This is a genomic window from Antarctobacter heliothermus (assembly GCF_900188425.1).
GTDB lineage: Bacteria > Pseudomonadota > Alphaproteobacteria > Rhodobacterales > Rhodobacteraceae > Antarctobacter > Antarctobacter heliothermus.
The window spans coordinates 1-16,856 of sequence record NZ_FZON01000032.1 but is presented as its reverse complement, the minus strand read 5'-3'; the positions used below and the strand labels follow the sequence as shown (position 1 = coordinate 16,856).

The window sequence follows — 16,856 nt, the reverse complement described above, 5'->3', positions numbered from 1 at the left end:
GTCTTACTCCAGTCCGATAGCGTGGCGCAGGTCCGTGCGGGTGGCGGTGTCGTCAAATGTCGCCCAGCGTGCGGCGACATGCTGGTCAGGGCGGATCAGGTAGACGCCTGTTGCGGCCTCCCCCAGATAGCGTTCGGCCAGAACGCCGCTGGCCGCCCCGGAGGTCGACAAGGCAACCCGGCGCAGGGCGATGCCTGACTCCTCCAAACCGTCCGGGGCCTCTGCATCAATGGTCAGCAGGACAAAGCTGCCGCCCAGTTGATCCAACAGATAGCCGTCGTCCAGTGGTGCGTCGGGGCAGGGGCTGCCGGGACGGGTGCGCGACGGTCCACCGGGCAGGGCATCGGCCCCGTTCAGTGGCCCGCCGTCATAGACGCAGGGCACTGACAGGCGGCCAGAGTTTACCAGCGGGCGGGCAAAGTCATACTGTTCCGCCAGATCCAGCACGGCGTTGCGGAAGATGTGGCTGATCTTTGATTTCGGCGTGATGAAATCGGTTGCGCGGGTGGAATTGAGGATGTTTTCATCCGCACCGAAAACACGCTCTGTGTCGTAGGTGTCCAGCAGGGAGGCGGGGGCCTTGCCGTCGATCACCAGCCCCAGTTTCCAGCCAAGGTTGTCGACGTCCTGCATGCCAGAGTTCGCACCGCGCGCGCCAAAGGGCGACACCTGATGTGCCGCGTCCCCGGCAAAGAGCACGCGCCCATGGCGGAATTTCTTCATCCGGCGACACTGGAAGGTATAGATCGAGGTCCAGACGATTTCATAGTCCACTTCCCCCAGCATGGCGTCCAGCCGGGCGCGGACGTTTTCCTCTTGCAGTTCGGTCTTGCGGTCGATGTCCCAGCCGATCTGGAAATCGACCCGCCAGACGCCATCGGGCTGCTTGTGCAAAAGGGTCGAGGCACCGGATTTGAAATAGGGCTCAAACCAGAACCAGCGTTCCGTCGGGAAGGTGTCGTTGACCATCTTGATGTCGGCGATGAGGAAGCTGTCCTCAAAGACGCGGCCCTCAAAATCCAGCCCCATCATGCCGCGCAACGGGCTGGAGGCACCATCACAACCGATCAGCCAGTCGGCCTCGATGGTGTACGGCCCCTCGGGCGTGGTGATCTCCAGCGTGACGTGATCGTCATGCACGGTGACATCGTCGACGCGGTTCTTGCCACGCAATTCGATCGGCGCACCACTGGCCTGCGCCTCGCGCACGCGCTCGACGAGGAAGCGTTCGAAATAGGGCTGTTGCAGGTTGATGAAGGCAGGGAACTTGTGTCCTTCCTCTGGCAGCAGGTTGAACTCGAAAACCTTGCGGTCGTCATGAAACACCTTGCCGAGGTTCCAGATCACGCCCTTGTCCAGCATCGGCTGACCACAGCCATAGCGGTCGGCGATCTCAAGGCAGCGCTTGGCAAAACAGATCGCCCGGCTGCCCATACCAATCCCCTCATGGTCGTCCAGAACGACAACCGGGATGCCCTGTAGGCCAAGGTCCAGCGCCGTGGCGACGCCGATGGGCCCACCGCCCATGACGACAACCGGGTGCCGGACGGGGGCGTCAGCGTCCTGATCGGTGGAGCGTTCGTAGGGGTAGAGTTTGAACGCCAGTTGGTAACGGTCGTGGATCATGTTGTTCTCTTTCTCCCAGAGAAGGCGGTTCATTTGAGCACCCTACGTGTTGTCGGCGATCAGCGAAGTGAAGCAAAGCATGCTGCCGACGATGAGGCCCGACAAACCGAGAAGCACAAGCCACTGAAACAACCGCCCAGTTCGCGTAGTGGCAATCAATTTGCTGGTTTCGTTCAGACCACCGGCGGTGCGTTCACCGCGTTGTTCCAGTGTTCCGCACTGCCCCCATTCGCCGTATCGAAACTGACCGCGCAGCGATAAAACGAAGAAAACGACGAAAGCCAGCGCGAGGGATACCACTCCAACTATGACGAGGGTGAGCCCGATTGCCAGCATTGCTCACCCCTGCAATTCCGCCCACATGTCCTTGTCCCGTTGCGCGGTCCAGACGCGCGGCGTGTCGATGCCACGGGCCTCGTCATAGGCGCGAGCGACGTTGAAGGGCAGGCAGTGTTCGTAGATCGCATAGTCCGAGAATTTCGGGTCACATTCTGCGCGACACGCGTCCCATGCCTCTTTCAGCGACCCGCCCCTTGCGACGACCTTGGCCACCGGTTTGTAAGTCGAGTTTACGAAATCCGCTGTTGCCGCGATGGCGCGTGCGACCATTTCCTCGCCGACCAGCGCATCACCGCGTCCCGGTGCGATGCTCTTGGGATCGAACATCGCGATATTGGCCAGCGTGTCTTCCCAATCGCTGAAATGCCCGTCGCCGCAATAGCAGGCCGAGTGGTATTCCACGATATCGCCGGTGAACATGACCTCCTGATCGGGTACCCAGACCACGGCGTCGCCTGCCGTATGCGCGCGGCCCAGATGCATGATCTCGACCTTGCGGTTGCCCAAGTAGACGGTCATCGAGTCCGAAAAAGTCGTGGTGGGCCATGTCAGGCCGGGGATTTCCTCATGGCCCTGAAACAGGCGCGGAAAACGGTCGAACTCGCTGTCCCAGTCCTCTTGCCCGCGTTCGGCCACCATTGAACGGGCCACGTCGGACATGATGATTTCCCGCGCGCCATAGGCCGAGGCACCCAAAACGCGAACCGCATGGTAATGGGTCAGGACAAGGTGGCTGATGGGTTTGTCCGTCACCGAACGCACATGTTCCATCACCTTGCGGGCAAGGCGCGGGGTGGCCTGCGCCTCGACGATCATCACGCTGTCGTCGCCGATGATAACTCCGGTGTTGGGGTCGCCCTCGGCGGTGAAGGCGTACAGACCGTCACCCACCTGGGTAAAGCTGGTCTTTTTTTCTTCCATGTCTCCGGCGGATGCAAAGGCCTTTGTCATGTGATCCCTTTCAAGTCTCTGGACGCAATCGCGTCTTTGTGATTCCATTGCAGGTTATGACCCATGGCCTGAAACCTGCGCTGATCTTTCTGTTCATCACTGCCGCGATGGCGACGGTGCTGTTGTTCATGGGGCGTGATCTGATCTGCCCCTGCGGCTATGTCTCGTTCTGGACTGGACCGGGTGCGCCGCCGCGTGAGGGCAGCCAGCATCTGTTCGATCTCTACTCGCCCAGTCACCTGATCCACGGGCTGCTGTTCTTCGGCGCGCTTGCGTTGGTCGCCCGACGGCTGAGCATGAACCTGCGGTTTGGCATCGCGCTGATCGTCGAGGCGGGTTGGGAGATCCTCGAAAACACGCCCATGGTGATCGAACGCTATCGCGCGGTGACTGTCTCGCTCGACTACAACGGCGACAGCGTGATCAATTCCGTCTTTGATGTGATCGCCATGGTGATCGGGTTCTACCTTGCGCGCGCACTGCCGGTCTGGGTCAGCGTGGCCATCGTGATCGGCCTTGAGATGCTGACCGCCTACCTGATCCGCGACGGGCTGGCGCTGAACGTGCTGATGCTGTTCTGGCCCTCCGAGGCGGTCCTTCAGTGGCAGCAGGGCGGCTAGGGTCATCCCCGGCCCCCATAGGGATCGTCCAGCGCCGGCAGCACCGTGCCAGTGCAATCGCCAAAGCCCACGCGATAGCCGTCGCCCTGCGCCGCGCCCCGCAGGGTCAGCGTATCGCCGTCCTCCAGAAAGGCGCGCGTCTCTCCGCTGTCCAGCGTGACCGGCTCCTTGCCACCCCACGCTAGTTCCAGCAGCGCGCCGCGCGCGTCCTTGCCCGGGCCGGAGATGGTGCCGGATCCCAGCAAATCACCCACCGACATCGGGCAGCCGCTGGTGGTGTGATGCGCCAGTTGCTGCGCCGAGGAATAGTACATCTCGCGGTAGTTCGTTTGCGCGATGACCGTCTCAGACTTGCCCGCAGGCGCAAGGCCCACTTCCAGCGCGATGTCGTACAGCATCGGGCCGGGTTCCTTGAGGTAGTCCAGCAGGACGCGCTCCCGCTCTGGCGTCGAGACGCGGAACGGCTCCAACGCGGCCTTGGGCACAATCCACGGGCTGATCGAGGTGGCGGTGGCCTTGGCCTGGAACGGGCCGAGTGGCTGGTACTCCCACGCCTGGATGTCACGCGCCGACCAGTCGTTCAGCAGCACATAGCCAAAGATCATCGCGTCGGCCTCTGCCACCGTGACCGGCCCTTCGGAGGGGGTGCCGACAATGGCGCCCATCTCCAGTTCCAGATCAAAGCGCGCGCAGGGGGCAAAGCGAGGCAGGTCGTCATCCGGGCCTTTCAACTGGCCCCAGGGGCGGCGCACGTCGGTGCCCGAGACGACAACCGATGACGCCCGCCCGTTGTAGCCAATCGGGATCGATAGCCAGTTTGGCGGCAGCGCGTTTTCCGCCCCTCGGAACATGGTGCCGACATTGGTGGCGTGGTTCTTGGAGGCGTAGAAGTCGGTATATTCGGCCACCATGAAGGGCATCAGCATCTTTGCGTCCGCCTGCGGCACCAAAAAGGCGGTCATGGCCCCGGCATCCGGCGCGCCCTCGGCCAGCATCTCTGTCACCGTGGTGCGAAAAGCGGCCCATGCGGCGGCGCCCAGCGACATGAACTCGGTCCAGTCGCCAAAGGCAAAGACCGCGTCCTCATCATCCATCTGGATCAGGCCTTCGGCCTCCAACGCGGTGACGTCCAAAACCATGTCGCCGATGGCAACACCGCAATGCGCCTCGCCATCCTCGGCAACAAAGCTGCCGTAGGGCAGGTTGTTCAGTGGGAAATCGGTTTCGGCGGAGTTTGCACTCTCCACCCATGATTTGAGAAGCGGCATTCTGGAGGCTCCGGTCGTCTGGTGTTTCGTGTGGCGGATACGCGGGGGCCGGGGCCCCCGTCGTCCGTTACTTCTTGCCCGGTGTTCCGTCGAACTTCTTCTCCAGGCTTTCCCAGCAGTCGATGTAGTCATCCTGCAACGGCGCCTCTTGGCCGGCGAACTGCGTCAGGTGCTGCGGGAACCGGGTTTCGATCATGAAGGACATGGTATTGTCCAGCTTGTCGGGGCCAAGGTTGGCGTTTGACGCGCCCTCGAACGCATTCCGGTCCGGGCCGTGCGGGATCATCATGTTGTGCAGCGACATGCCACCGGGGACAAAGCCCTGCGGCTTGGCATCGTACTGGCCATAGATGTTGCCCATCAGTTCGGACATGATGTTCTTGTGATACCACGGTGGGCGGAAGGTGTTTTCCGCCACCATCCAGCGTTCGCGGAACAGCACGAAGTCGATGTTCGCCGTCCCCGGCACACCCGAAGGCGCGGTCAGCACGGTAAAGATCGACGGATCGGGGTGATCGAACAGGATCGCGCCGACCGGGCAGTAGGTGCGCAGGTCGTATTTGTAGGGCGCATAGTTGCCGTGCCATGCGACCACGTCCAATGGGCTTTGCCCGATTGTCGTCTCATGGAACTGCCCGCACCATTTGATCGTCAGGGTCGACGGCACCTCGCGGTCCTCATAGGCGGCGACGGGGGCCTTGAAGTCGCGCGGGTTGGCCATGCAGTTGGCGCCGATGGGACCGCGGCCGGGCAGGGCGAACTTCTGGCCGTAGTTTTCGCAGACGAAACCGCGGCAGGGGCCCTCCAGCACCTCGACCCGGTAGACCAGACCGCGCGGCAGGATGGCGATTTCCTTGGGCTCGACGTCGATGATGCCCAGTTCGGTGCAGAACCGCAGGCGGCCTTCTTGCGGGATCACCAGCAATTCGCTGTCGGCGGAAAAGAAATAGGCATCCTGCATCGACTCCGTGACCGTGTAGATGTGGCTGGCCATGCCGACCTGCGTGTTCACATCCCCGGCGGTGGTCATGGTGCGCATGCCGGTCAGCCATGTCTGGCCGGTCTCACCCACAGGCACCGGATCCCAGCGGTACTGACCCAGGCTGATGACATCGGGGTCCACGTTGGGTGCGGATTTCCAGTTGGGCAGGTCGATCTTGGTGTAGCGGGCAGAGTGTTTGACCGAAGGGCGGATGCGGTAACACCAGGTCCGCTCTGGCCGGACATCGGTAAACGCAGTGCCGGACAGCTGTTCGCCGTAGAGGCCGTATTCACATTTTTGCGGGCTGTTCATGCCCTGCGGCAGCGCGCCGGGCAGGGCCTCTGTCTCAAAGTCATTGGCCCAGCCGGGCATATATCCCTCATGGGTGCCGGTGGTGCTGGTCGCGCGGATCATGCCCTGCGGCAGGTCGTGACGGGTCATACTGTTCCTCCCAGATGTCGGTCTGAACCGGATTCGGACTTGCGGGTAATATTCATTGCACTTGCAATGAAGTCAAGTTTATCGTTGCAGGTGAAACAAGAGAGCGGTCCTCTTGTTGGCCTGTCTGGGAGAAAAAACATGATCCAATTGTTCGACTACTGGCGTTCGACGGCCAGCTATCGGGTGCGCATCGCGCTGGAACTGGCCGGACTGGAGTGGCGCAGCGTGCCGGTAAACCTGATAGACGGCGCACAACGCGCGCCCGAGCATCTGGAGCGTAACCCCCAAGGGCTGGTCCCGGTGCTGGAGATTGACGGGCTGCGATTGACGCAGTCGCTGGCGATTGTCGAATACCTGAACGAAACACGGGCTTTGAGGCTGTTGCCTGCCGATCCGGCCGGTCGGGCGCGAGTTCGGGCAATTGCGCAGGCTATCGCGGTCGATATCCATCCGGTGTGCAATCTGCGGGTCGCGAGACATGCGGTTACAGAGTCGGGAGGAGTGATCACGATGGAAGGCTGGATGCGGGCCTTTATCGGACCGGCGCTGGAGGCGGTTGAAACGACGCTGGAGGGGGGTGACTACTGCCACGGGGCCAGCGTCAGCCTTGCGGATCTCTGCCTTGTCCCGCAGTTGTACAACGCTGATCGCTGGGGCGTGGACCTGTCCGCGATGCCCAAGATCCGGCGGATCGCGGCGACGTTTGCCCATAATCCGGCCTTTGTCGCCGCGCACCCGGACCGGACCCTGCACTAGCGACGCGTTAAAGCTGTGCCCCCAAGCGCCCGAACCGGACCGAATGCAAGAACAGCTTTGGGTGGCCTGCCGTGCGGCGTTTTCCGGCACGGGTCGACCGGGCAGGCGAATCCCTCTAGCGTCCTGACCGGAGAGGTTGTTTTCAGATATTGAAAAAGGGGGCGGCAATGACTTGGGTTCGGCGCCTGTTGGGTCCGCGTTTCGGTCTTGGGCTGCTCTGTGTCTTGGCCCTTGGCGGGGCCGCCTCGGGGCAGGGGCTGCCGGTCTTTGATGGGTCGGAGTTCGACCGCCTTGTGATGGAGGCACCGGCCCGCGTGGTCGCGCGTAACCGTGCCCGGATCAAGGACAGCGTCGCCAAGCCGATCATCCGTTATACGCAGGCAACCGTGGCGCGCCAGGCCGCGCGAGGCGTCGGGCAGCTAAGGTTGCAGATCACGTCTGACAGCGGCCCTTTTGTGGTGACCTGCACGGGATTCCTTGTGGCGCCGACCTTGATTCTGACAGCGCACCGCTGCGGTCCGGGGGTGTTGGACGATCCGGCATTGGCCACCCGCAAACCTGTCAGCATTGCGCGCATGGACTTTATCGCCGGGTACGACGCGCCCCGCGAAACGGATCAGGGGACGCGCCTGCCGGTCGAGGTCACACCAGTCGAGGCGGATGCCGAATCCGGTTACGCGGTGTTGCGCCTGAAAGGGGTTGTGGGAACGGCGCTGCCCCTGTCCAAGGACGCGTCGCCGTCGACAGGGACGCCATTGATGATCCTCACGCACCCGTTTGGGGAGTCGCTGTTTGTGGTGCGCGACGGATGTGCCCTGCGCGGTTCGGACGAACCGGGGGGGCGATTGTCGCATGGGTGCGCGACGTTGCCAGGCAGCGCCGGAGCGCCGGTGCTGGACATGCAAGGCCGCGTGATTGCCATGCACCTTGAAGACCGGGGTCAAGGCGGGCGCGGTGTGTTGTCGGCCCACCTCATTGCTCAGTCCAGGCTGCTGTGGGCCTTGTCGGAAGGCGAAACCTGTGTCGGCGCCTCGGCAGAGCGTTGCGGTCTGCCGCCGTCTGCGGGTGACCCAAAGGCCGCTTTGGCGACACCAAACCCGATGGCCGCGTCACCCGACCCAACTGCGGACCCTGACCCAGACCAGCGCGACACGGGCAGCGTCGAGGCAAAAGACGACCCCACGGCCGCTTTTCCGGTTGGCATCGGCGATGCAGGACCCGCGATCTATGGGATTGCCTTGCCCTATTTACCGCCCGGCACGGGCGTGGAACTGGTCACCGGTCCGGTAGGTGATCTGACGGGGCCCAAGGCGGTGTTGATCGCCGGAACCACGGACTATGCCGCGACCGTCACCCGGTTAGAAGGCCGTCACGCGGCCTTGTCCCTTTGGCGGGGGACAGAGGGAACACTGGCGGCACGGCGCTACATCGGGTCTGGCGCAGAGGGCATCGCGTTAAGTCCCGATGGCCGACGCCTGGCTGTTGTCAGGCAAAACGGGGCAGTCGGCGCGCGGTTGGTCGAGGTGTTCACGCTGCCCACGCTGGGTCCGCTGTTCTCTGTTGCGCTGAATGAGGACGGTCCGGCGAGCGCGCTGGCGTTCTCACCCGATGGAACGTGGCTCGCCGTGGCGCAATCGGGCAAGGTGTCGGCGGTTTCGGGTCTGCGGGGTGAGACCGGCGAACGGCAGTGGCGCATGGCCACCGACGAACCTGTCAGCGCGCTGATGTACAGCTCTGACGGAGGTACGCTGGCCTTCGCGATCACAGGGTCCGTTGCGGTGCATGTCGCGGAAACTGGCGCGTATCTGCGCGGAATGGAACCGGCCGGGGACGCGCCTGCCGCGATCTCGGGATTGGCCTTTACCCGCGACGGCAGCGGGTTGATCGCCGGGGCAGCGGACACATTCGGTCTGCACTGGCAGTTGGACTCTGGCACGCTGACCGGACGGATCGGCCCTGCGATGGGCGGGCGGTTGCTGGGGGTGAGTGCGGCGGGCGATGCTGCGGTCTTCGTATCGAAGTCCGGCGGTGGCGTTCAGGTTTTCGACCTCGATGGCGGGGGGCTGCGGCGGGGATTGGACGCGCACGAGTTTACAGATGTGGCGCTGACACCCGATGGCATCCGGCTGATGGGACTTGTCGGTGGCGCGGCACCGGGGCTGATCCTGGCAGATCCGGTCAATGGGGTGGCACATTCTGTTTTGAAACGCGATGGCGAGTTTGTATCCGCGTTGGCCTTCAGCCCCGACAGCACGCGGCTTGCATTGGCCGGATCCGGTTGGTCCGGCGGCAGTGCCGAACAGCAGTTGCAGATCTGGTCGTGGCAGGACGGGCAGGTCACCTTTGCCAGCGATGGCTACGGACCCAAGGGGCCGGTTGCCATGGCGTGGCGGTCGGACGGATCTGCCTTGGCCGTGCAGGGGGCGGGTGTTGCGCTGCGCTTGCATGACTTTGCTGCAGAGGTGATGTCGCGCGAGTTGGGCGACGCCTCGGACGCGGTCTCGCTGGCCTTTGGTGAGAATGGCGCATCGCTGATCCGGGTCAGCAAAGAGGGCCTGGTGGCATTGCTGGATGTGCGATCCGGTGCGTTGCGTCGGTCGTGGCCCGGCGACTTTGCCGCCCTATCCCCCAACGGAACGGAATTGGCGATTGGACGCAATGCGCCAACCCCCGAGATCATTCTGGTAGATCCCTCCACGGGCACGGAGCGTTTGGCGCTGGAGATGCCCTTTGCCCGTATCGGGCCACTGGCCTATCGGGGCGAAGACGCCGAAATCCTTGGCCTTGTTCAGCCCCTCGACACACCCGATATTTGGATCCTTGCTCTATGGAGCGCCGAAGATGGCCGGTTGCTGCGTCGGTTCGGGGAACTGGATGGCGCGCCGCGCACCATGGCGGTCAGCCCGGACGGGCGCTTTGTTGCTGTGGCCGAAGACGGGGCCGCGCATGTCCTGCTGTGGGACATCGCGGTGGATCGCTTTTTATGGCGGCTGGAGACCGGCGCTGCCGAGGTGCGGGCGCTGGCATTTGCGCCCGACGGATTGCGCATTGCGGCGGGACTGGCGCCTGCGGGCGTGGTGCTGTGGGACATGATCGACGGGCAGGTCAAGGCGCGGCTGGCGCCATTTGCGGAAGGGACACTGGCGCAGGTTGGCGCGACATTGTTCCTATCAGACCCTGCTTTGCTGGACCGGGTGGCGGTGCGCCTGCCAGATGGGATGTTGATGCCCGCGCTGCAGATTTTGCGCGACGGGTTGCCGGACTTTGTGCCAACCGATCTGCCGCTGGCAGAACAGGTTACCGATTTGCTGGACCGATTGCGTGCGGGGGAGGCTGATGCCCGTCTCTTGCTGGTCGAGGGTCGTGGGCTGGCCTTTGATCTGGAGTTTCGCCGCGAGGTGCAGCGCCAGCTCAAGTCAGCGGAGTTCTATTCCGGCGCAATAGACGGTGACATCGGACGCGGCAGTCTTCGGGCGCTGGAATTGTTCGCGGCGGGCGAGTGACCGGGCGAGTGACCGGGCGGCGGACCGCCCGGATCGCGCGACGCCTGCAATCCGCCCGAAAGCCGATCATGGTCGTTGGCAGGTGGAGGCAAGTCGCCGACGGCCACATAGTGCGTGTCCGACACCGCCTGCGACAACCGTTTATCCCTCTGCCAATCGGCGAAAGCGCCGGTATCGTGCAGCAAACTCATGACTTCAGCATAAAGGTCGTCCATGATCGCCCCCGAGGATCGTCCAGCGAATGGCTATGCTGCTGTCGTAAAGGCCGGGTTAAGAGCGCTGCTGAAATGCGGCAACCGGGTGTTCGCCGAATCCCGGCGACATCATGGGCGTAGTGGCCACAAGGCGCATTTCCTCGGCCAGGGCGCGCAGGGATTTGGCTGTCTCATGAAAGCCTTGCGCCTCGCAGCGCGATGCAGAATGGACGGCGCGTTCGATCAGATCATCAGGGTACATGTTGCTTCCTTACCGCTCGATTTTTTCCATCAAAATGACACTTTCCTCTTAACGGGGTGTTAATTCCGCAGCGCTTTGGCAAAATCTTGCCTTTGCGTCGGCTGCCATGTGCCTGCCTCATTGCGCAACATCTGCCATGACTGCGGATTTTGATATGTATACGCACCTTTTTCTTGACGAAAAATGGCACGTCTGAAAATGATATGTCTACATACGAAAATTGCTGGGGGTGCGATGTATCCGAAACGGGTATGCTGACCCTGCGGGGCAGGGGTCGGCAATTTGCCAAGGGTTGGGCGTCAAGAAAAAGGGACCAGGGCCATGACTGATCTGCCTTTCATAATCGCTGGCGGTGGCATCGGCGGGCTGGCGGCTGCCTGCGGCCTGGCACGCAAGGGGCAGCGCTGTATAGTTGTCGAGCAAGCCTCGCAGTTGGGGGAAATCGGCGCGGGCATCCAGATCGGGCCAAACGCCTTTCATTGCTTTGACTATCTGGGCGTTGGCGATCAGGCGCGGTCCTGTGCCGTCTATATTGACCAGTTGCGCCTGATGGATGCCCAGACCGCCGAGGACATCACTTCGATCCCTCTGGATGCGCCGTTTCGCGCGTTTTATGGCAATCCCTACGCGGTGGTGCATCGGGCCGATTTGCATGGCGTCCTGTTAAAATACTGTGTGGACAGCCCGCTGATCGACCTGCGGACCGATCACCGGGTTCTTGGCTACACGCAGGACGGGAGCAGCGCCAGCTTGCTGTTGGACGGGCGCGACCCGATCAAGGGCCGTTTGTTGATCGGGGCCGATGGCCTGCGCTCGCCCATCCGGGCGCAGATGATTGGCGATGGCGAGCCGCGGGTTTCGGGGCACACCACCTATCGCAGCGTCATTCCGACCGAGCAGATGCCCGAGGATCTGCGCTGGAACGCGGCGACGCTTTGGGCGGGGCCCAAGTGTCACATCGTGCACTACCCGCTGAAAGGCGGAAAGGTCTATAATCTGGTCGTCACCTATCACCGGGATGTTCAGGAGGCGATTGCTGGCCGTTCGGTGCCGCGCGAGGAAGTGGCGCAGGGGTTTGACCATATTCATCCAAAGGCACGACAGGTCATCGAACATGGCGACAACTGGAAGCTCTGGGTGCTGTGCGACCGCGAGCCGATTTCGAACTGGGTGGACGGGCGTGTGGCCTTGTTGGGCGACGCCGCCCACCCGATGTTGCAATACTTCGCGCAGGGTGCCTGCATGGCGATGGAGGATGCGGTGGCGCTGTCGCATTGTGTCGAGCATTTCGGAGCGTCCGACGAAGGCGCGCTGCAGCGGTATCAGGACATGCGCCGGGTGCGCACCGCGCGGGTACAGATGAACTCGCGGCTGATCGGTGAATACATCTATCATCCCGACGACGCCAAGGCGGCGGTGCGCAACAGCGTCATGCGCGGGATGAGCCCCGACGACTGGTACAGACAACTGAAATGGCTCTACGGGTCGAACGGGCTGGAAAGCGGTGTGTCCGCTGGCAACGCCGATCCATGACCCGTACAATGGATCATCCACCGGTGCGGTGTATTTGGCCCGCTGCCGCACCAGTGTTGCCGTGGTGGATAGCAAAGGCGGCCACCATGCGGTTCTTTGCGATGCTGGAAAATGCCCGCCTTTTCCCGTGCCGCGCCGGGCGCGCAGCCGGATGCAGCCTGACGAGGGAGGAGACCCATGACACAGGATCTTGATCACGACAATGTCGCCCACGGCATGACGCCCGAGGACACGCCGGAATTGCGCGCACTGTATCAAGGGTTCAAGGACAATCACCTGAACCCGCTCTGGACCCAGACCGGCGACCTGATGCCCATGCATCCCAAACCGCAGGCGGTGCCGCACGTCTGGAGATGGGCGGATCTGCTGCCATTGGCCGAACAATCGGGCAAGTTGGTGCCAGTCGGGCGGGGCGGAGAGCGCCGTGCCATCGGGCTGGCCAATCCGGGGCTGGGGGGCAAGGCCTATGTCTCGCCCACGCTCTGGGCGGCGATCCAGTATCTTGGCCCGCGCGAAACCGCGCCGGAACATCGCCACGCGCAAAATGCCTTTCGCTTTGTGGTCGAGGGGGAGGGGGTCTGGACCGTGGTCGATGGCGACCCGGTGCGCATGTCGCGGGGCGATCTGTTGCTGACTCCTGGCTGGCGGTTTCATGGTCATCACAACGACCGCGATGCCCCCATGGCCTGGATCGACGGGCTGGACATCCCGTTCAGCCAGCAGATGGATGTCGGCTTTTTCGAGTTCGGATCGGATCGGGTGACTGACTATGCCACGCCGAATTATTCGCGCGGTGAACGGCTGTGGTGTCATCCCGGCCTACGCCCTCTGTCCCAGTTGCAAGACACCGTGGCGTCACCCATCGGGGCCTATCGGTGGGAGCACACCGACCGTGCGCTGACGGAACAGCTGTTGCTGGAGGATGAGGGCCAGCCCGCAACCGTCGAGCAGGGGCACGCCGCGATCCGCTATGTGAATCCGACGACGGGCGACGACGTGATGCCGACGATCCGGTGCGAGTTTCACCGGCTGCGCGCCGGTGCGCAGACGCCGGAGCGGCGTGAGGTCGGATCGACCGTCTTTCAGGTGTTCGACGGCCAGGGGGCAGTGGTGATGTCAGGCGTCCGCCATACTCTGGAAAAGGGCGACATGTTCGTGATCCCGTCCTGGGTGTCGTGGTCGTTAGAGGCGGAGACACAGTTCGACCTGTTCCGCTTTTCCGATGCGCCGATCATGGAGCGGCTGAACTTCATGCGTACGATGGTTGACGGCGGTTGAGCCTGACAACCGACGCGGCGCGCGCAGCGCTCAGGGCGCGGCAAGGGGCGGGTGCGCGGTATGATGCGCCATCCGCGCCTGCCGAAGATCTATTGCTTGCGCGCCGAGGCACCGCCAATTTTGCACGCAAGCTGGGGGAATTGCCGGATGACTGTCTTGCGGACCCATCTCTGCAGACCGGGAGTAGCCGAGCCGAGGTGATCGCAACAGTAGGCTATCACGCACGGGCCTTGGCAGAAGTGCTGGCCTGTCTGCGAAACGGGACCGACCATCCGTCAGTTCTGTCAGTGGATGTGCGGCGCGCGGAAATTGCACTGGGTGCGACGCTGCCTGCACGGGCCTTGCGCAGTCTTGTCCAACACGCGGCCATTCATCTGGACGTGGAATGGCGCGATTTGAGTGATGCGGATTGGGACATGTGCGTGCCACTGTCGGGCGGTGCGACGATATTGGCGCGCGCGACTCCACTTCTGCGGGCGCGTTTGGTGTGGCAAGCCGCGCTTGATCTGGGGAATGGCGGTCGGCTTGCCGATGTTCCGGCAGAGATCGCGCCACGGCTTGACGCAAGCGCCCACAGTTGAGGTGCCGCGCCCTGCCTTGCTATTCCCGAGGCCGGGATCGACGGATGATCCCTGCCACAACCGGCGCGCCGACGATCACCAGCACGATGCGCGTCAGGTGGTGTGTGATGACGTATCCAAGATCGGCGCCGGTGACGATGGCAAGCACCGTCATTTCGGCCTGACCGCCCGGCGCAAAGGCCAGAAAGGCGTCAATCGGGCGGCCAAGGCCTATCCATGTCACCAGACCGGAAAACCCGGCCGCCAGCACCGCCAACAACATGACATAGGCAACGCCTGCCAAGACCACACGGGTCAGTTCACCCCAGGTGACACCGGTAAACTGCACGCCGATGCCCGCCCCAATGAAGAACTGCGCCAGCAGGATCGCCTCTGCCGGGGGACGCGAATGGATGAAACCGCTTAGCGACAGGACCGCTGTCACGATCATTGGACCCAGTATGGATGCGCCGAACAGCTTGATCCGTTCGCCGCCTTTCCAGCCGACAAGGGCGGCCACGACCATCAATACCAGTTCATGCGGCGGGAGTTCGGCGGCGGGCGCACCGATGGGGTTGGTCAGGGCTGCGCCGTAGAAATGCGTCAGGAGAAAGGGGGCCAGCGTCACAATGATCAGCACCCGGGTTCCGTGGATCAGCGACAAGGCGCGTGGATTAGCCCCGGCCTCTGTGCCGAAAATCACCATATCCTGTAGGCCACCGGGCATTGCGGCGTAATACGCTGTCGGCGCGTCAAATCCCCAGACCCTGCGAAAGAACGGGACGCCAACCAGCCCGATCAGCGCGATGAAGACCGGAACCAGCGCGATGGACAGCGCCATGCGGGGCAATTCGCCAAACAGTTCCGGCGTGATGGAAGCGCCGACGGCAACCCCAAGGATCGTGCGCGCACCGACCGACACTTGACCGAAGCCCTTCAGCGGTAAATGTGCCAGGGCCGCGAACAGGCAGAACGCCATCGGTCCAAACAAAAACGGCAGCGGCAGCCCAAGCAGCCAGAACGCCGCAGTTCCAGATGCGGCGAGACCGAAGGTCAGGGCGCGGCGACCGTTAGGGCCCAAGGATAAGAGGGCAGGAGGCAAGGAATGGTTCCTCGAAACGTTTGACTCGATGTTTGGTGAATTGTATCCATATGCATACAATTTGCAAGGGGATGTGAATGACCACGAACGACGAAGCCCCTGCAAGCGCCTCGCAGGGCAATGCGACCTACCAGAGGCTATTGGACGAGATCCGCGAAGGCCGACTGATGCCCGGTGAGCGTTTGCGCGAGACCGAATTGGCGGAACGGTTGGGAGTCAGCCGCACTCCGGTGCGCGAAGCGATCCGTCAGCTTGAGGCGGATGGCTTGGTTGCCCATGTGCCGCGCATCGGTGCCAGCGTGCGCAAGCTGGACTATGCAGAGGTCATGGAACTATATGAAATGCGCGCGGTGCTGGAAGGCACCGCAGCCCGGCTGGCGGCGCGCGCTGCGTCCGACGTGGAGTTGCAGGAGCTGGAAACCCTGAATCAGCAACTGGCCAGAGCGGGCACCGGACCGGAGGCGTCGCGCCTAAACCGGATTTTTCACGCAACCTTGCTCGACGCTGCCAAGAACCGGTTTCTCTCTCGCTCAATGTTGTCGTTGCAACGGGCGCTGCTGATCCTGGGACCGTCACAACTGAATGAAAGCACCCGCGCCGACGAGGCGGTCGAGGAGCACCGACGCCTGCTCGACGTGCTTGTTGCCCGAGACGGTGGGGGGGCAGAGGCCGCCATGCGCGCCCATATCGAAGCATCGCAGCGAATACGCATAAGGACACTGCGCGAACGCGACCGCAGAATGGACGACATCTGAAAGAAACCGCTTTGGCGGTTGCCGTGCGGGGAATGTCCCAAAGTGGGGATGTTGACGGGTCAGGTCGTGATCCAATCGGTTGATCTGCCTAGCCGGTTCGTTTTCTAGGTATGTTGCGCACGCTTTGGGACGGCGGTTTTGGGGTTGGGTTGAGTGGTTGGCATGACTTTGAAGTGATTCACGTTTGGGTTTGGATTTTGAGTCGGGGATAAGCCTGTGGGTAAGTCTTGGTTTGGAAATTGAGTCGTTGGGTTTTGGGGGTTTCTGGGGTGGGCTGGGTGGATTTTGGGCAGGGGTTCTTTGGGTAGTGCATTGTTTTCATGTGATAATTTTGGTTTTTTTGGAAAAAGGTGTAGAGAAGTGAAAAAACTGCTTGCGGGTCTGATGTAGTATCCGTAGAACCCCCTTCACCGGCGGCGCTGAGGCGCAGGACGGGAAGTCGGACGGAACGGACGGGTCGCTGCGAGGTGGTCATGAAGGGAAGTAAGGCGAAGAAAATTGAGGCATTGACGGGCGGGCGCGCCAAGAAGTTAGGGCGCACCTGTTCGGTATTTGTCTCTGCGTTATTTGACATTGCTAATATCTGAAGAGATATGCGGACGGCTCTGGTCCTGATCGATGGATCAAGCTTCTGTATATCAACGCTTCTAGGATTTCGGTCCGATGATGAAGTGTCAGCTTCACTG

Annotated in this window: 15 protein-coding genes; 7 read left to right on the top strand and 8 right to left on the bottom strand. The window is 62.5% G+C overall.

From position 1 onward, the window contains the following. Nucleotides 1-3 precede the first annotated feature (3 nt). Genes CHB90_RS15645 through CHB90_RS15635 form a run of 3 tightly spaced genes read right to left on the bottom strand, consistent with a single transcriptional unit; the run spans nt 4 to nt 2,916 of the window. Nucleotides 4-1,626, bottom strand: coding sequence for an FAD-dependent oxidoreductase (locus CHB90_RS15645; RefSeq protein WP_089278836.1), 1,623 nt, complete (start codon nt 1,624-1,626; stop codon nt 4-6). Nucleotides 1,627-1,668: 42 nt separating this feature from the next. Beyond that, the gene (locus CHB90_RS15640) at nt 1,669-1,962 is read right to left on the bottom strand and encodes a hypothetical protein (RefSeq protein ID WP_089278800.1); all 294 of its coding nucleotides are present in this window, start codon (nt 1,960-1,962) and stop codon (nt 1,669-1,671) included. Between the two features lie 3 nt (nt 1,963-1,965). Beyond that, nucleotides 1,966-2,916, bottom strand: coding sequence for an MBL fold metallo-hydrolase (locus CHB90_RS15635; RefSeq protein ID WP_089278799.1), 951 nt, complete (start codon nt 2,914-2,916; stop codon nt 1,966-1,968). 56 nt (nt 2,917-2,972) lie between these two features. Here CHB90_RS15635 and CHB90_RS15630 point away from each other — a divergent pair, with 56 nt between their 5' ends. Next, nucleotides 2,973-3,536, top strand: coding sequence for a DUF2585 family protein (locus tag CHB90_RS15630; RefSeq protein WP_089278798.1), 564 nt, complete (start codon nt 2,973-2,975; stop codon nt 3,534-3,536). Between the two features lie 2 nt (nt 3,537-3,538). On the opposite strand, the gene fahA is transcribed toward CHB90_RS15630, so the two are convergent. Beyond that, the gene (gene fahA, locus CHB90_RS15625; protein ID WP_089278797.1) at nt 3,539-4,804 is read right to left on the bottom strand and encodes a fumarylacetoacetase; all 1,266 of its coding nucleotides are present in this window, start codon (nt 4,802-4,804) and stop codon (nt 3,539-3,541) included. A 67-nt stretch (nt 4,805-4,871) separates the two neighbouring features. Further along, the gene (gene hmgA, locus CHB90_RS15620; protein ID WP_089278796.1) at nt 4,872-6,227 is read right to left on the bottom strand and encodes a homogentisate 1,2-dioxygenase; all 1,356 of its coding nucleotides are present in this window, start codon (nt 6,225-6,227) and stop codon (nt 4,872-4,874) included. Between the two features lie 138 nt (nt 6,228-6,365). On the opposite strand from hmgA, the gene maiA reads away from it, so the two are divergent. Continuing rightward, on the top strand, nt 6,366-6,983 hold the full coding sequence (maiA, locus tag CHB90_RS15615) for a maleylacetoacetate isomerase (protein WP_089278795.1): 618 nt from the start codon (nt 6,366-6,368) through the stop codon (nt 6,981-6,983). Nucleotides 6,984-7,150: 167 nt separating this feature from the next. Further along, nucleotides 7,151-10,486 (top strand): trypsin-like peptidase domain-containing protein, encoded by a 3,336-nt coding sequence (locus CHB90_RS15610; RefSeq protein ID WP_089278794.1) that lies wholly within the window; start codon nt 7,151-7,153, stop codon nt 10,484-10,486. 270 nt (nt 10,487-10,756) lie between these two features. On the opposite strand, the gene CHB90_RS15605 is transcribed toward CHB90_RS15610, so the two are convergent. Further along, nucleotides 10,757-10,942 (bottom strand): hypothetical protein, encoded by a 186-nt coding sequence (locus CHB90_RS15605; RefSeq protein ID WP_089278793.1) that lies wholly within the window; start codon nt 10,940-10,942, stop codon nt 10,757-10,759. A gap of 321 nt (nt 10,943-11,263) precedes the next feature. On the opposite strand from CHB90_RS15605, the gene CHB90_RS15600 reads away from it, so the two are divergent. The 3 genes from CHB90_RS15600 to CHB90_RS15590 all read left to right on the top strand — a co-directional run bounded on the left by CHB90_RS15600 (nt 11,264) and on the right by CHB90_RS15590 (nt 14,334). Then, nucleotides 11,264-12,475 carry a 3-hydroxybenzoate 6-monooxygenase gene (locus CHB90_RS15600; RefSeq protein WP_089278792.1) on the top strand — a complete coding sequence of 404 codons (1,212 nt, stop codon included), beginning with the start codon at nt 11,264-11,266 and terminating at the stop codon, nt 12,473-12,475. Between the two features lie 177 nt (nt 12,476-12,652). After that, the gene (locus CHB90_RS15595) at nt 12,653-13,753 is read left to right on the top strand and encodes a cupin domain-containing protein (RefSeq protein ID WP_089278791.1); all 1,101 of its coding nucleotides are present in this window, start codon (nt 12,653-12,655) and stop codon (nt 13,751-13,753) included. Continuing rightward, on the top strand, nt 13,750-14,334 hold the full coding sequence (locus tag CHB90_RS15590) for a maleylpyruvate isomerase N-terminal domain-containing protein (protein ID WP_212591608.1): 585 nt from the start codon (nt 13,750-13,752) through the stop codon (nt 14,332-14,334). Before CHB90_RS15595 ends, CHB90_RS15590 begins: the two co-directional genes overlap by 4 nt. A gap of 19 nt (nt 14,335-14,353) precedes the next feature. Here the strand turns inward: CHB90_RS15590 and CHB90_RS15585 are convergent, their stop codons facing one another. Then, entirely contained in the window at nt 14,354-15,415 is a 1,062-nt protein-coding gene (locus CHB90_RS15585; RefSeq protein ID WP_245823264.1) for an AbrB family transcriptional regulator, read from the bottom strand. A gap of 77 nt (nt 15,416-15,492) precedes the next feature. Between CHB90_RS15585 and CHB90_RS15580 the strand changes: the two genes are divergently transcribed. After that, nucleotides 15,493-16,170 (top strand): GntR family transcriptional regulator, encoded by a 678-nt coding sequence (locus CHB90_RS15580; RefSeq protein WP_089278789.1) that lies wholly within the window; start codon nt 15,493-15,495, stop codon nt 16,168-16,170. 178 nt (nt 16,171-16,348) lie between these two features. Here CHB90_RS15580 and CHB90_RS26210 read toward each other — a convergent pair. Beyond that, a partial coding sequence (locus CHB90_RS26210) for a hypothetical protein (RefSeq protein WP_212591607.1) occupies nt 16,349-16,856 on the bottom strand: 508 nt, incomplete at its 5' end.